The sequence below is a fragment of the Halobacillus salinus genome (assembly GCF_004684905.1).
Lineage (GTDB): Bacteria > Bacillota > Bacilli > Bacillales > Halobacillaceae > Halobacillus > Halobacillus salinus.
On the sequence record NZ_SRJC01000010.1, the window covers coordinates 1 to 15,431 of the forward strand.

At 44.8% G+C, this 15,431-nt stretch carries 13 protein-coding genes and 1 rRNA gene; all 14 read right to left on the bottom strand.

The features are described from left to right. Nucleotides 1–89, bottom strand: a 16S ribosomal RNA gene (locus E4663_RS18870); the annotation flags it as partial. Between the two features lie 418 nt (nucleotides 90–507). Further along, a complete protein-coding gene (lysS, locus tag E4663_RS18875) occupies nucleotides 508–1,995 on the bottom strand; it encodes a lysine--tRNA ligase (protein WP_135328762.1) in 1,488 nt (495 codons plus the stop codon). A 188-nt stretch (nucleotides 1,996–2,183) separates the two neighbouring features. Beyond that, nucleotides 2,184–2,684: a 2-amino-4-hydroxy-6-hydroxymethyldihydropteridine diphosphokinase gene (gene folK, locus E4663_RS18880; RefSeq protein ID WP_135328763.1), complete on the bottom strand. Its 501-nt coding sequence runs from the start codon at nucleotides 2,682–2,684 to the stop codon at nucleotides 2,184–2,186. Further along, nucleotides 2,681–3,043 (bottom strand): dihydroneopterin aldolase, encoded by a 363-nt coding sequence (gene folB / locus E4663_RS18885; protein WP_079477385.1) that lies wholly within the window; start codon nucleotides 3,041–3,043, stop codon nucleotides 2,681–2,683. The genes folK and folB overlap by 4 nt, the downstream gene beginning before the upstream one ends. Beyond that, nucleotides 3,036–3,809, bottom strand: coding sequence for a dihydropteroate synthase (folP, locus tag E4663_RS18890; RefSeq protein WP_135328780.1), 774 nt, complete (start codon nucleotides 3,807–3,809; stop codon nucleotides 3,036–3,038). The genes folB and folP overlap by 8 nt, the downstream gene beginning before the upstream one ends. Before the next feature lie 179 nt (nucleotides 3,810–3,988). After that, the gene (gene cysK, locus E4663_RS18895) at nucleotides 3,989–4,915 is read right to left on the bottom strand and encodes a cysteine synthase A (protein WP_176140510.1); all 927 of its coding nucleotides are present in this window, start codon (nucleotides 4,913–4,915) and stop codon (nucleotides 3,989–3,991) included. A gap of 167 nt (nucleotides 4,916–5,082) precedes the next feature. After that, nucleotides 5,083–5,964: an Hsp33 family molecular chaperone HslO gene (hslO, locus tag E4663_RS18900; RefSeq protein ID WP_079477387.1), complete on the bottom strand. Its 882-nt coding sequence runs from the start codon at nucleotides 5,962–5,964 to the stop codon at nucleotides 5,083–5,085. Nucleotides 5,965–5,970: 6 nt separating this feature from the next. After that, complete coding sequence (locus tag E4663_RS18905) at nucleotides 5,971–6,756, bottom strand: type III pantothenate kinase (protein WP_079477388.1); 786 nt, start codon at nucleotides 6,754–6,756, stop codon at nucleotides 5,971–5,973. Between the two features lie 159 nt (nucleotides 6,757–6,915). Then, nucleotides 6,916–8,943: an ATP-dependent zinc metalloprotease FtsH gene (gene ftsH, locus E4663_RS18910; RefSeq protein WP_079477389.1), complete on the bottom strand. Its 2,028-nt coding sequence runs from the start codon at nucleotides 8,941–8,943 to the stop codon at nucleotides 6,916–6,918. Between the two features lie 117 nt (nucleotides 8,944–9,060). Beyond that, nucleotides 9,061–9,600: a hypoxanthine phosphoribosyltransferase gene (hpt, locus tag E4663_RS18915; RefSeq protein ID WP_079477390.1), complete on the bottom strand. Its 540-nt coding sequence runs from the start codon at nucleotides 9,598–9,600 to the stop codon at nucleotides 9,061–9,063. A 12-nt stretch (nucleotides 9,601–9,612) separates the two neighbouring features. After that, nucleotides 9,613–11,016 carry a tRNA lysidine(34) synthetase TilS gene (gene tilS, locus E4663_RS18920; protein WP_241657243.1) on the bottom strand — a complete coding sequence of 468 codons (1,404 nt, stop codon included), beginning with the start codon at nucleotides 11,014–11,016 and terminating at the stop codon, nucleotides 9,613–9,615. Nucleotides 11,017–11,089: 73 nt separating this feature from the next. Continuing rightward, nucleotides 11,090–12,019: a protein kinase domain-containing protein gene (locus tag E4663_RS18925; RefSeq protein ID WP_135328764.1), complete on the bottom strand. Its 930-nt coding sequence runs from the start codon at nucleotides 12,017–12,019 to the stop codon at nucleotides 11,090–11,092. Further along, the gene (locus E4663_RS18930) at nucleotides 12,000–12,734 is read right to left on the bottom strand and encodes a vWA domain-containing protein (RefSeq protein WP_079477393.1); all 735 of its coding nucleotides are present in this window, start codon (nucleotides 12,732–12,734) and stop codon (nucleotides 12,000–12,002) included. The genes E4663_RS18925 and E4663_RS18930 overlap by 20 nt, the downstream gene beginning before the upstream one ends. Nucleotides 12,735–12,798: 64 nt before the next feature. After that, on the bottom strand, nucleotides 12,799–15,246 hold the full coding sequence (gene spoIIE, locus E4663_RS18935; protein ID WP_079477394.1) for a stage II sporulation protein E: 2,448 nt from the start codon (nucleotides 15,244–15,246) through the stop codon (nucleotides 12,799–12,801). Nucleotides 15,247–15,431 lie beyond the last annotated feature (185 nt).

Sequence of the window (15,431 nt, forward strand, 5' to 3'; positions counted from 1 at the left end):
AGGGGATCAACTCGCTTCCTGCGCTCGACTTGCATGTATTAGGCACGCCGCCAGCGTTCGTCCTGAGCCAGGATCAAACTCTCCATAAAAGTTAAGTTTGACTTGCTCATTTGCACACCGAATGTGCTTCGTTGTCTTTTCTTCACTAAGAAGAAAAATATTGACGTACTGGTTGGTTCGTTCAGTTTTCAAAGATCAAATTGTGTCTGCTGTTCAAAACAGCGACTTGACTATCATAACATTTCGCTTCGTTATTTGTCAATAACTTTTTTTGAAATGTTTTTGATTGTGTTTGCCGCGTCGTTTTTGCGACTTAATTAATATACCACGTTGTTCTTGTTTTAGTCAATAACTTTTTCATGATATTTTTTGCGGCTTTCAAGTGTTGTCGGCTTTTTTGCGACAAGTAATAATATACCACGGTATATTCGTTGATACAAGAGTAAATCCAATAAAATATATCTTTTCTTATAAAAAGCCCCTCGCAAGAAGCGAGGGGCTTTTACATTAAGATTCGCGATTTCTCATTTGAGGGAATAGTAATACGTCTCGAATGGATGGAGAATCTGTTAATAGCATTACTAGACGGTCGATCCCGATTCCTAGTCCGCCTGTCGGAGGCATACCGTACTCTAATGCTTCAATGAAGTCATTGTCCATCATGTGCGCTTCGTCGTTTCCTTCTTCACGCTCTTTAAGTTGTGCTTCGAAGCGTTCACGTTGATCGATTGGGTCATTCAATTCAGAGAACGCATTAGCATGTTCGCGTCCTACGATGAACAGTTCGAAACGATCCGTGAATCGTTTGTCTTCATCGTTCTGTTTAGCAAGCGGAGAAATCTCCACTGGGTGACCATAGATGAAGGTCGGCTGAATAAGTTTATCTTCTACACGCTGTTCAAAGAATTCGTTCACTATATGACCGAATGTCATAGTATCTTTGATTTCGATGCCGTGTTCATGAGCAAGTTCTTTTGCCTTCTCGTCTGTCATCCTCTCCCAGAAGTCCACACCAGTGTAGTCTTTGATGGCATCTACCATATGAAGACGTGCCCAGTTCGGTTTCAAGTCAATGGCTTGTTCGTTGTAAGTGACGGTAGTGGAACCCAGCACCTCTTCTGCAATATGAGCGACCATGTTTTCAGTTAGATCCATCACGTCGTGATAATCCGCATACGCTTCGTATAACTCAAGCATAGTGAATTCTGGGTTGTGTCGAGTAGAGACACCTTCATTACGGAATACTCGTCCGATTTCATATACCTTCTCCAAGCCACCTACGATTAGTCGCTTCAAGTGAAGCTCGATCGCAATACGCATGTATAGTTGCATGTCCAGCGCATTGTGGTGAGTGATAAACGGACGCGCTGATGCTCCGCCCGGAATTCCGTGCATAAGAGGGGTTTCCACTTCAAGGAATCCTAACCCGTCTAGGTAACGGCGCATGGATTGAATGATTTTACTTCTTGTAATGAATGTGTCACGACTTCCCGGGTTCGTGATCAAGTCCAAGTAACGTTGACGATAACGCTGCTCCACATCTTGTAAACCGTGGAATTTCTCCGGCAGTGGACGAAGAGATTTCGTCAACAGATGAAATTCGGACGCTTTTACCGAGAGCTCCCCTACGTTCGTTTTGAACATAACACCTGTAACCCCTACGATATCACCGAGGTCAGCTGTTTTGAATACGTCGTAAGCTTCTTCCCCAATCTCATCTTTACGAACATACAATTGGATTTGTCCACTTACGTCCTGGATATGTGTGAAACCTGCTTTCCCTTTACCGCGTTTGGTCATGATACGACCTGCGATTGTTGCAGGTACCTGTTTTTCTTCCAGCTCTTCTTTCGAGAATGAATCATACTTTTCGACAAGTTCTTCTGATAAATTCGTTCGTTCAAATTTCCCGCCGAACGGATCCATCCCCTGCTCCAAGTAAGAATTCAATTTATCGCGGCGCACCTGCATTTGTTCATTGAGTTCTTCTGACATGATAATCACTCCATTCCTTATCTATAAAAGTTACGTAAACTCCGCTTCAATAATAAAAACTGCCAGCGAGAAACTGGCAGTAGACTGTCTATCGTTTAGTATAGAAAAGTCCTTCAACCGTGTCAACGATCTTACGTTCACTTACCCGCGTATGGTCGTTTCTTGGCTAAAGGGCGAAACCTCCATGTCTAAATGCTTCCCCACACTTTCATGTCATTCACATCAGACTCCGGCAACTGGTTTATCATTGCGCTAACTGTTTGATCGCGCCCTGGAATGGTCACGTTTGGCGCCACGTCCCGAAGCGGAACCATAACAAATGCACGCTCATGCATGTGAGGATGCGGGATAATAAGTCGCTCCCGTTCTATATTTTCATCATCATATAGTAAGATATCAAGGTCTATCGTGCGCGGTCCCCACTTTACGACTCGCTCACGCCCGAGCTCTTGTTCAATAGACTGGCACTGCTCCAATAATTCTAAAGGAGTTAACGTAGTCTGCACTTTAACGACCATATTCAAAAAATCACTTTGATCTGTATAGCCTACTGGTTCCGTTTCATAGACATAAGACTTCTCCACCAATTCCACCGCTTGATGTTTGTCGAGTAGTTGGAGAGCGCGGGCTAGATAACGCTCCCTCTCAGAAAGGTTAGAACCAAGGGCGATAAAAGCTGTATGATTCACTGGCGACTCCGATATATCTCAATTGCAACGGATTGATAATGCCCCGGGATTGGTGGATCGGGCTTGTACATTTTGATTCTACATGCATCAAGTATCTCGAATTGATTCAACAGTTCACTAGCAATCTGCTCCGCTACAGACTCAACGAGGTTATAGGCTTTACCCTCTACAACTTTCTTTGTGATTTCATAGATTTCTGCATAGTTGATCGATTTGTTCATGTCGTCAGAAGTCGAGGCAGGTTTCAAGTCTAACTCAAGCTCAGCATCTACATAGAAACGCTGTCCTAATTTATTCTCTTCTGGAAAAAGCCCGTGATACCCCCAGAACTCCATCTGGTTCACATATATCTTATCCACTCTCTTCACCCTTTCCTATCATGGCATCCATCATTTTTGTCATTCTAGCTATCGGTTTTACATCATGTACTCTTACTATGTGTATGCCCTGGGAAACGGCATAACAAACTGTCGCTCCCGTGCCTTCCACCCGGTCCTCTTTCGGTAGATCAAGTGTCAGTCCGATAAAGGATTTGCGACTACTCCCAAGCAACAGCGGATACCCAAGGCTATGGAATTGTTCCAGGTTCCGCATCACAATAAGGTTATCTTCCGGTGTTTTAGCAAAACCTATACCAGGATCCAAGATGATATTTTCTTCTTTAACACCTGCTGCTTTTGCAATCGCGATGCTCTCTTCAAGGTCCTGCTTCATGTCTTCAATGATAGAATCGTAGTCCCTTTTAGGACGGTTTTGCATTAAAATGATTGGCACGTTACAGTGGGCCGCAATTTTTGCAATGGCAGGTTGCTCTTTAGCTCCCCAGACGTCATTAATAATCGATGCTCCAGCTTGCACTGCTTGGCTGGCCACTTCCGCTTTGTAAGTATCAATGGATATCGGAATTTGAACAGCGTCCTTTACAGCGCGTATAACCGGAAGGATACGATCTAATTCTTCCAGTTCTGACACAGGGTCGTGCCCCGGTCTCGTTGACTCTCCTCCGACATCAATAATGTGAGCACCATCCTTCTCCATTTGGACGGCCTGTTCCACAGCAGCCTCCACATTATTGTAGTGTCCCCCGTCTGAGAAGGAATCTGGAGTAACGTTTAAGATCCCCATGACAAGGGTCTCTTTTGATAAATCATATGTTTTCTCTTTTGTTTTTAATAAGTAACCCACGAGCAGCCCTTCCTTCTGTAGAAATCCTTCTTCTCATCTTACACCATTTAAACCGAGGTATCATGTCCACAAAAGCATAAAAAAGCATTGACCAGCTCTCGCCGTCAATGCTTTTCATGTTATTCTTCGTCGAATTGGTAAAGTGGTGTTGAAAGGTAGCGCTCTCCGTTACTTGGAATAATCGCTACAACCTTTTTCCCTTTGCCTAACTTCTTCGCAACCTGTTTGGCAACGTGGATCGCAGAACCAGAAGAAATTCCGCCCAGGATTCCGTCTTTGCGAGCTGCTTCGCGAGCGGCAGCAAAAGAATCTTCCTGTGTTACTTGATACACTTCATCGTAGATTTCCGTATTTAAGATACCTGGAACAAATCCAGCTCCGATTCCCTGAATCTTATGTGGTCCTGGATTTCCTCCAGACAATACAGGAGACCCCTCAGGCTCGATTGCAACGATTTGGATGTCTGGATATTGTTGTTTCAACACTTTACCCGCACCCGTAATCGTTCCACCTGTTCCGATCCCTGCTACAAAGGCATCAAGTTGGTCACCCATTTGTTCTACAATTTCTGGACCTGTTGTTTTTTCATGAATCAACGGGTTCGCTTCATTGTTGAATTGTTGAGGCATAAAATAGCCGTGTTGTGCTTGAAGTTCAGATGCTTTCTTGATGGCACCCTTCATCCCTTCACTACCCGGAGTCAAGACAAGGTCTGCACCGTAAGCACGTAGTAAGTTGCGTCGTTCCTGGCTCATTGTATCCGGCATTACTAAGATTGCCTTGTACCCTTTAGCGGCAGCAATCATCGCAAGACCAATACCAGTGTTTCCACTTGTCGGCTCGATAATGGTATCTCCATCTTTAAGGTTGCCTGCTTTCTCAGCTTCCTCAATCATTGAAAGGGCTATTCTGTCTTTCACAGAACTTCCAGGGTTCATGTATTCCAGCTTCAAATAGATATCTGCACTATCCTCATCTGCACTTCCGTTCAATTTGACCATAGGGGTTTGCCCTACTAATTCACTCACGTTATTCGCTATTCTCATCAACTCACTCCTAAAACCAAGTATTTTTATAGGATTTAACCTAAATGTACTGAAATTCCGAGATAATGTCAAACTATTCAATCACATTTAAAGGTTACCCAATAAAGAAAAGAGCGAAACAGCAATTGTTCCGCTCTTAGTATATCAACCTGTTCAGAAAATCATGATTACTCAGATGCTGAAGATTGAAGTTCTTTTAGTTGTTCTACATCAAACTGATAGTCTTCGTTGCAGAAATGACACTTCGCTTCTGCACCTTGGTCCTCGTCTATCATACGTTGGATTTCTTCGTCACCAAGACTTGCGATAGCTGTCTCTACTCTTTCACGTGAGCAGCGGCACTTGAATTGGATTGGAAGGGTGTCGAGAACTTCCACATTTTCTTCTCCAAGAACTGTATGAAGAATTTGCTCGGGTGACTTTCCTTCTTTGACTAAACCAGAGATGGAAGGCATCTCTGAAAGACGCTTCTCAATTTCGGCAGTCGTTTCTTCGTCTGCTCCCGGCATCATTTGAATGATAAATCCTCCAGCAGCAAGCGTTGTATAATCCGTACCCACAATAACTCCCGCACCTACTGCGGATGGGACTTGTTCAGAGTTCGCGAAATAATACGTGAAATCCTCACTTATTTCCCCGGAAACAAGTGGGACTTGCCCAGTGAAATGATCTCTCATGCCGAGGTCCTTCACAACACTTAACGTCCCGGCAGTTCCTACGGCGCTTGCAACGTCCAATTTGCCTTGTTCATTGGAATCAAAGTCTACGTGAGGGTTCTTAATATACCCGCGCACCTCTCCTTTAGAGTTGGCGTCAGCAATAATTGCCCCAGCAGGGCCGTCACCCTCTATCTTAATTGTTAACTTATCTTCACCTTTCAACATAGCCCCCATCATAGAACTGATGGTCAAGGTACGCCCCAAAGCAGCAGTCGGTGTTACCCACGTGTCTTGTCGACGGCGTGCCTCCTCAACTGTGTCAGTGGATTGGACAGCATAAGCACGGACTTGACCTTCATAGGCCATTGCACGAACTAAATAATCTGACATTGCGTATCATTCTCCTTTAAATGTTTCTTTATTTCTTTGATAGATCTTATGAAGACCTTTCAGTGTAAGGTGGTGGTCTACGTAATCGATTGTACTGGACTGATCAGCAATAAGGGAAGCCAGCCCACCTGTCGCAACAACTGTAGGGGCGACATCTCCTGTTTGCTTCATACGCGCCACCACTTCATCGACTTGACCTACATATCCATAAAAAACTCCAGCCTGCATGGCTTCGACAGTACTTTGTCCGATGACATGGTCTGGACGTTTGATTTCAATTTTCGGCAGCTTGGCTGCTTTTGCGTAAAGAGCCTCCATTGAGATATTGATCCCTGGCGCAATGGCACCTCCCAAATATTCTCCCTTTTCATTGATATAACAATACGTCGTAGCCGTACCGAAATCGATAATGACAAGAGGTAACGGGTATTCGCCACTAGCTCCAACAGCATTCACGATTCGGTCTGCCCCGATCTCTTCAGGATTCGGATATTTCATCGGCAACCCGTGATCTACTTTCCCATCTCCGATGATCATAGGCTTTTTATTAAAGTAGTACTGAGACATGCGCTCCAGCGCAAACATTATCGGTGGGACAACAGAAGATATAATGACACCATCCATATCTTCAAACCGCAATCCCTCATGATCGAACAAAGACTTGATCAACATCCCGAATTCGTCTTCGGTTTTATGTCGATCGGTTTTGATTCTCCATTGATATTTTAATTCCCCTTGGTCAAATACACCGAGAACCGTGTTGGTGTTACCCACATCAAGGACAAAATTCATGCTTACAGCCTCCTGTGCCTTTTCCTTCGGCTTCCATCATATCACAATTCCACTTTTGACTATTAATACTTAAACCACGAGACACACAGAAAACCACACCGCCTTTAGTAAGGGTGGGTGTGGTTTTTTGATAGGTTGCATAAGGCACGCGCCTTTGCTTTAAGAACGAGGCTGATCAGAGTCCCCTGACTCCTCTTCCTTAGAAGAAGGATTTTCAGAAGGCGCTTCTTCATTTTCCTCTTCTTCCTTGGATTGGATGTTTACACGTACATCTTCTTCGTCATCATGACCTGAAGATGTATTGTTCTTGATTTTCTCGTTGTTCTTACGAGCAATCTCTTCTAACTCTTCATCTGTCGGCATACGGCCTTTATCGAATAAAGAGCGAATTTCTGTTGCATCCAATGTTTCTACATCTAGTAATGTTTGAGCAATTAACTCAAGCTTATCTTTATTTTCAGTTAGGATTTGCTTCGCTCGATCGTAGCAATACTCAATGAAATTCTTCACTTCAGAATCAATCTCATAAGCGATTTGATCCGAGTAATTCTGTTCGTTCTGAATATCGCGACCTAGGAACACTTGACCTCCGGAATTTGACCCGAATTGAAGCGGTCCGAGTTTTTCACTCATACCGTATTCGGTTACCATCTTACGGGCAATGCTTGTTGCACGTTGGAAGTCGTTATGAGCACCTGTACTCACTTCGCCGAAGATGATTTCTTCGGCTACACGACCACCAAGCAGACCAGTGATCTTATCGAACAATTCTGGCTTCGTCATGAAGTAACGGTCCTCTTTCGGAAGCATTACTGCATAACCACCAGCTTGGCCACGTGGAACGATAGTTACCTTGTGAACCATATCCGCATCATCCAAGACCATACCTATAACCGTGTGTCCACTCTCGTGGTGAGCAACGATATCGCGCTCTTTCTTCGAGATGACACGACTCTTCTTCGCTGGACCTGCAATGACACGATCAATCGCCTCATCGACATCGTCCATATCGACTTGTTTCTTGTCTGCACGTGCAGCTACTAGAGCAGCTTCGTTCAGCAAGTTCTCTAAGTCCGCACCAGAGAACCCTGGTGTACGAAGAGCAATAGTCTTCAAGTCAACATTCTCAGAAAGCGGCTTGTTCTTCGCGTGTACAGCTAGTACCGCTTCACGGCCTTTCACATCAGGGCGGTCTACCGTGATTTGACGGTCGAAACGTCCTGGACGAAGTAAGGCTGGGTCTAGAATATCTGGGCGGTTTGTTGCGGCGATAATGATGATTCCCTCGTTAACGCCGAATCCGTCCATTTCGACAAGCAATTGGTTCAATGTTTGCTCACGTTCATCGTGACCACCGCCAAGACCGGCACCACGTTGACGACCTACTGCGTCGATCTCATCAATGAAGATGATTCCTGGAGCATTCTTCTTCGCGTTTTCAAACAAGTCACGTACACGTGATGCACCGACACCGACGAACATCTCAACGAAGTCCGAACCACTAATAGAGAAGAACGGAACTCCTGCTTCCCCTGCAACCGCACGGGCAAGCAACGTTTTACCTGTACCTGGAGGTCCTACTAGTAAGACACCTTTCGGGATACGGGCACCGACAGCAGAGAATTTACGAGGATCTTTCAAGAAATCGACGACCTCGACGAGTTCTTGTTTCTCTTCGTCCGCTCCGGCAACGTCTTTGAAACGTACTTTCTTCTTCTCTTCTGTGTACATCTTCGCTTTACTCTTACCAAAGTTCATGACACGGCTTCCGCCACCCTGAGCTTGGTTAAGTAAGAAGAAGAAGAGAATGAAGATAATGATAAACGGAATGATGGATGTTAAAAATGTCACCCATGCACTCGGTTGTGATTCTTCAGCTACCTCAAGAACGCTTTGCTCTGTTGCCAATTGCGTGACATTCGCAATGACCTGATCATTTTCCGGAAGATTGACGACGAACATTCCTTCGCCCTCTTCAGCACCTTCCACTTGACCTGTGGCCTGGATCACCCCATTGACAGGCTGAAGCGTTACGGAATCAATTTCACCGTTTTCCAATTTATTAAGAAATTGTTGCACATTGAAGTTTTCTTGCGGCTCACCTTGACCTCTGAATAGACCAACAACGCCTATAACAACGAGGAAGATAAGTAAATAAAAGATAGTGTTACGAAATATTCGGTTCATTGCCTACCTCCTCCCAAGCGAGAAAAACTATAGTAAATCGTACCATAATCAAAACGGACCACACAACTAATTACCCTTGCCCATAACCGGTTGAAACTAATTGCCGCCGGTTGAGCTTTAACCACCGTACACTTCCGGCTTTAAGACCCCAATGTAAGGAAGGTTACGATACTTTTCTTCATAATCCAATCCATACCCGACAACAAACTCATCCGGTACCTCAAAGCCAATCGTATCAGCCTTGATGTTAGCACTTCTGCCGGTTGGCTTATCGAGAAGCGTTACAATCTTAATAGATTTAGCACCACGATATTTGAATAAGTCCACTAAGTAACTCAATGTCAAACCACTATCGATGATATCTTCAATAATAAGTAAGTCGCGGCCTTCCACTTTCGTATCTAAATCTTTAACGATTTTTACTTCTCCTGAAGATTCCATTCCACCATGGTAGCTTGATACGTCCATGAAATCCATTTCCAAATGAGTTTCCACACGTTTCAATAAATCTGCCATGAATGGCGTTGCTCCTTTAAGAACACCAATAGCTAAAGGGAAACGATCTTGAAATTCCTCTGTTAGCTGCGCCCCGATCTCTTTACACTTTTGTTGGATCTCTTCTTCTGAGATCAAGACCTTTTCAATTTCGTTATGCATGTTCTGCTCCTCCTACGTAACTGCTTTATTTTCATAATGTAACCGAAGCCACACACCAGATTCACTGGATGCACAGAACCCACCTTTTTTAAGACCAATCAGCCATAGGATTTCACCTCGGCTGTCTGTCACAATGGGCCACGTATCTCGCATTTTCGCAGGAATTTTTTGATCAATAAAAATATCTTTTACTTTTTTTGACCCTTTCATTCCCCTTAAACGCATACGATCGCCATTTTTTCTTGTTCTCACCAAAAGAGGGAATTGTACGTGATGAGCATCACAAACAAAATCATAGGTCCCTTCTTCTTGTGCAAATTCCGTCCATTCCGCCGACAAATGCCCGTCCTCGAACTCGATCGTTTCACCGACAGAGATTTCATATTGAAAGGACGTGTGATCGGCTTTCTTAGCAAAAGAAAGTGTCACCTCATCATAGGCTCGAACGATGGATAATCCCTGAGGAAAGTGGAGCTCTGCGTTCGGTTTTGATTCATTTAATAAGTTGAAAAACATTTCCTCATGCAAATAGGAAATATCTTCTGTTTTGTCCACATACAGATAGTTCAATATTAGATGAAAGGCACTCCTTTGTAAAGCAAGCGGGAATGTTTTGAAAGTTTCTATTGAGAAACGTGCCGATTTTGTGAACTCCGTGCCAAAATCCACTTCTTCCAATACGCTTTCTGCTTGCTTCCGTATGTACGCTTGATCCTCACGAACGCGCTCACTCATCGCCTGCATATGTCGGTGGAGTCTTGGGTTCTGCTCTTTTAAATAAGGAACAACGTTTTTCCGGTATGCATTTCTCTTATAAGCTGTATCTTTATTAGAAGGGTCGATTCTCGGGTCAATATCATGTAACTTAACGTACCCTTCGATTTCCTTCTTCGATAAGATGAGGAAAGGTCTGACGAGTCGCCCTGTTCCGAATGGGCGATTAGCAGGGATCCCTTGAACGGCTTCCGGCCGCGCACTTGTTGTCATCTGCATCATCATTGTTTCGATTTGATCATCGCCATGATGTGCCGTAACCAAAACATCTGCAGCCAAGCGGGACATTTCGTTCTCAAGCACTTGATAACGAAGCTTGCGAGCAGCTTCCTGGGTTCCAAGACCTCCCATCTGTTTATATCCTTTAACATCCACCGTCGCGCCGACAAATGGGACGTCCCATTCTCTACAAATCCGCTCTACATAAGCGAGATCGTCGGCCGACTCCTGTCCCCTGAGCCCGTGGTCTACCGATATGGCAGTCACGTTCCATGACCACTCCTCACGGATACTGCATAGGTAATGCAGCAACGCCATGGAATCGGGCCCTCCGGATACAGCCACCAGGATTGTTTCTTCTGGGCTAAATAGTTGGAGTCTCTTAATGAACGAATCGACGAGCTGTTCCATTGGTCGGTTCACTCCCGTTCATTACAAGTTGTTTATTTCTTCCTTCCATCGTACCATTCTTCTTAGGTTCTGCAAAAGAAAACACTTACAGCCAGAAGCTATATATAGAAAGCCCTAGAAATGCCGTGACGAAGGCAGATATCGTCACCATCTCCGCCTTCTCAGATCGTACTTTTCTGTCTCTTGACTGTACTCTTGATGGAGAAGAATTCGACTTTGATTTATTCCGCTTCATAACAATCCGAGAAAGGGCCAGTTTCATTTGAGTCGCATCCTGATATTTCCCTTGCCAGCATTGCAACAGAAATGCCCGGTAAGGTTTGAGCCAGACAGAAGATCCAGCTTTCGCTTCCAGTGTCTTTCTCGGATGTGCCCCCTTCTCAAATCGATGCGGATAGGCCATCTCCATCATAATCATTGTTACGGCGAACAGATCATAGGAAGGTTCTGCTCTACGTGAGCCGATCCCCCAATACCCTCTATCATAAAACTCGGTGTACTCTTTGATCGCTCTTCCGATTGCTGTTACTCCTCCGACATCTATCCACCTAAGCTGTGATTGACACATTAATACGTTATCCGTTTTCAAGTCACCAAATACGTACCCTGCTTTGTGAAGATTTTCTAAGTGCGTGAGCAGCTGGATCGCGCATACGCCAATCCAGTCTTTGGTCTTCCCTTTTAAAAAAGAAGGAAGCGATTCCCCTTTGATATATTCCATCACATAAAAGGGATACGTTCCTTTATTCGTCACCCAGTCGTCTACGTCAATGAAAGAAGGCCCAAGCTTGACGCCTTGGACCTTGCTGAACTTCTTAAGCATATTCACCTCAAGCATCATCCGCGCGCTGTCTGTGCCGACTTTGAGGGCATACGTGTCCCCTTGATCGTTTTTGCATAAAAAGACCTTTCCACACGCCCCCTCACCAAGTTCACGGATGATGGTATATCGACGTCCGCTCCACTTTCCACGCACACTCATCCCTGGGTATAAATTAGAAGCCGGTTTCTTCATAAGGATCGACTCCATCTTGCATTCCTCGTATTGGTCTCTCTGTAAAAGCGTACAGCGCTTCTTTAAGTGCTGGGCCTGTCGGTGTGTATCCGCCACTGGACAACTTCGAAAACACCCGATTCATGTCCCCGAGCTCTGGTGTCCAATCAATCATTTTTCTGATTGTATGTTTAGCATCCGGAAAACAGAACACACTGAAGTGGTTCTCACCAGAACGCGCATTCAAACTTAAAGAAAGGTCATAAAGGGCGTCTTTAACAGTAGGCAGCTTATGATGCATACTGGCACTGGTATCTACTAATACCAATACTTCCAAATCGCATGTCTCACCGAGATCATCAACGACTTCGACGACTTCGCCCCGCTTCTCTGGAGGAAGTTCTTCGATTGACTGACCTTTCCCTAAGATCTGTTGCAATTCTTTATTAACGACTCCTTGAATCGTTTGAGTCATGGCTTGTCTCGTTACCATTTGCACGGTTTGGGACAAACTTTTCTGATATACAATTTGACTGACGCCTCCACCTGCCTCAGCTATTGATTCAACTTCTTCCAACCCTTGTGGCTGGCTCTTCTGCTGATCGTCAAGAACGCCAATCACATTGACCGTTACCCCTTGATTTCTTGCGAGCGCGGCTACAGCAATCGGGTCTTCTCCATGGTTTGAGCATCCATCTGTTAATAAAAGAATCTGCTTTAAACGGCCTGGTTTCATAGTCGTCATCCCTCCTGATTCGTTGTCACCATCATCGCCGAAAAAGGAGGAGATTATACGCAGGCTACGCCTCTTTTTTGTCAATACGGATCGAGGACCACTCCGGCATATACCGGTCGATACGAGCGACAAGAATAGTCATATCATCCCCGATTGATCCTGCTTGAGTGCGGATCACTTCCTCTAACAATAAGTCCGCCACTTCTTGCGGATCATCACTTGTAATTTCCCTTATCTTACGCTTCAGCCACACCTCCACATTCTCGACATGCTTAGGTCCTTCGAATAGACCATCACTCATCATAATCATCAAATCGCCTGCTTTTAACTGTTCACTCGTCATATCTACATCCACCTCTGGGATGATTCCCATCGGTAAGTTCCCCGCTTCAACCGTCAGGATCTGCCGCCCCCTCTTGATGAAGGTAGGTGTACTTCCGACTTTAATGAATTTAGATGTAGCTTGATGTAAATCGATTACTGCAAGATCGAGTGTTGAGAATATCTCATCATTCGTACGTAAGGAGAGAATCGAATTGATAGACTGGATCGCTACCGATTCCTGAATGCCTGATTGCAAAATCTGCTTCAGCAAACGCAGTGTTTCCATACTCTCCTCATGTGCTCGTTGGCCATTTCCCATTCCATCACTGATCGCTAACGCATATTTACCCCTCCCAAGTTCCATCATGGTAAAGCTATCACCTGAAATGAATCCTCCTCCTTTGGCTGCGTGCGCAACGCCTGATTCAATCGCATAGTGCTTTGCTGATCCGAATGTTAAATAACACCGTCCACTTGGATACGGAGAAATCTCTTCCATCGTCACGACAATCGTTTCCCCTAAAATATCCGAAAGAACTGGTGCAATGATCTTCGCCCCTTCCCCCCTATAGTCATCGAGCTCGACAATCAGTTCCAGATCCATATTTCCTGAATCCAATGAATAGATTTCTAGTTTTTGGATGACCATCCCCATTCGTTCTAAAGCTTTATAGATGATTTGTTCTTTCTCTTCATGATGTTCACGCTCTTTCACAATTTCCGCAGCAAAATTATTCATGACTTCTGATACACCTTGGAGCTGCTCCGCTACAAACCGGCGACTTTCCAGCACTTGTTTTTTCAATTGTTTATTCGCGTGATAGAACGACAGCTCATGATTCATGGTGTCGATCAGTTTCTGCGACTTCACACAATGCTGGTCCACATTTTTACGTAAGACCCGGCTTGCTTCTCCTTTATCATCCAATTCCATCATCAAATCGGTCATGAGTTGATGGGTATCATCAAACTGGTTGACCCAACATTTTTCTTTCTTGAAACAGGATTGGCAGGTCTTTTCTGTTACATGACTGAGAAAATAATCCACCTCTTCTGCTTCTTCCTCCTCCTTTTCTCTAGGAACTTCGAGATGACTGAAGCTTTTGGATAATGCTTGAAACACGTCGGAAAATTTTCCGACTCGAACAGCCGTGACATCACGGACTTTTTGTAAGTACTTTTGTTGTTCATGTTCGTGCTCATCGGTTCCTGGTATATGCCTTGAGATCCTCTTCACCCATGAATTAGGGGTCAAAACAAATAATAAAACGGCCCATGCCGTCGCCCAAAGCGAAGATGGCAAATAGGCCCCGTTACTTACATAAAACCCAATAAGTAACGTGCCGACAATAAGTCCAGCACTGACTCCCGCTTTTTTCCCTTCTTTCAACAATCCCCCTAGCAATCCAGAAAAAGCGAGAAGGCTCATTTGATAGACATGTTCCATATTCGATAGACTGAGGACTAAACCTGTGACAACGCCGACCGTAGATCCGATCGCCGCTCCTGCAATATACGCAAGAAGGATTACTAAGTACCTGGCAAATATGTCAACAACCGCAACACCTGAAATCTCCCAGCCGATCATCCCTGTGAGTACAGAGGCCAGCAAAATGATCAAACAGACGATTTCTTCATTTTTCAGTGTCGGTTGGTATCTTTGTGGTGATAAGAGCGGAATGCTCTGCATAAAGATAAGTACAAGGATAAAACTGAGAACTCCTTCGGCTACCATTAACGAAAGTTCGTAGAGCTGCCACCTATCTAGTAGAGCCAAGCTCGCCGTTCTCGGGATCAAACTAGCGAACAATGCGATCAGCGGCAGCCATCTCTGGGGGTGACTTGTTTTGTACAGCCCCAGACTTAAGAGCAAAAAAGTCGCCGACGCTCCTGCGATAAACCCCGCGTGCCCTACACTATATGTAGATGCCCCTGCTGCCATCATGATCGTAACTGGTATCACCAGCGGACGCTTCAGCCACCACATCACCGCTAGAAACGCGACACCGAACGGAGCCATAGAAGATAGTATAATTGCTCTTCCTAGTAAGACGGCCAGCACCATATGAAAGACACCCTTATCCATCAAAAACGTGTACGTCCCCATCGACAACCGCTGCATCCCTCTTTGAATCCCTGACTGTTTGACCACTTGCTGATCTCCACGCTTCGTTAATGCTTGTAACATCTTCATCACTCCTTCTCCCTGTTGGAATCTATTAAATCACATAGAGAAGCTAGCATTTTGTCAAAACAACAGGAGAGCGGTAACAAAAGTTTCGATGGTTTTCTCATGGTCGGAGACTGTTTCTACAAATTCTCTCCCACTCGTCTACTTAACCACCTATAATCCACGATATTTCCCTAGCGAAA

Excerpts from the sequence above, each read along its gene's own strand:
- hslO (WP_079477387.1), bottom strand. The coding sequence starts at position 5,964 with ATGTCAGATTATTTAGTTCGTGCAATGGCCTATGAAGGTCAAGTCCGT.
- spoIIE (WP_079477394.1), bottom strand. The coding sequence starts at position 15,246 with ATGTTACAAGCATTAACGAAGCGTGGAGATCAGCAAGTGGTCAAACAG.
- E4663_RS18905 (WP_079477388.1), bottom strand. The coding sequence starts at position 6,756 with ATGAATTTTGTCCTTGATGTGGGTAACACCAACACGGTTCTCGGTGTA.
- hpt (WP_079477390.1), bottom strand. The coding sequence starts at position 9,600 with ATGCATAACGAAATTGAAAAGGTCTTGATCTCAGAAGAAGAGATCCAA.
- cysK (WP_176140510.1), bottom strand. The coding sequence starts at position 4,915 with ATGAGAATAGCGAATAACGTGAGTGAATTAGTAGGGCAAACCCCTATG.
- E4663_RS18925 (WP_135328764.1), bottom strand. The coding sequence starts at position 12,019 with ATGAAGAAACCGGCTTCTAATTTATACCCAGGGATGAGTGTGCGTGGA.
- ftsH (WP_079477389.1), bottom strand. The coding sequence starts at position 8,943 with ATGAACCGAATATTTCGTAACACTATCTTTTATTTACTTATCTTCCTC.
- folP (WP_135328780.1), bottom strand. The coding sequence starts at position 3,809 with ATGGGGATCTTAAACGTTACTCCAGATTCCTTCTCAGACGGGGGACAC.
- E4663_RS18930 (WP_079477393.1), bottom strand. The coding sequence starts at position 12,734 with ATGAAACCAGGCCGTTTAAAGCAGATTCTTTTATTAACAGATGGATGC.
- lysS (WP_135328762.1), bottom strand. The coding sequence starts at position 1,995 with ATGTCAGAAGAACTCAATGAACAAATGCAGGTGCGCCGCGATAAATTG.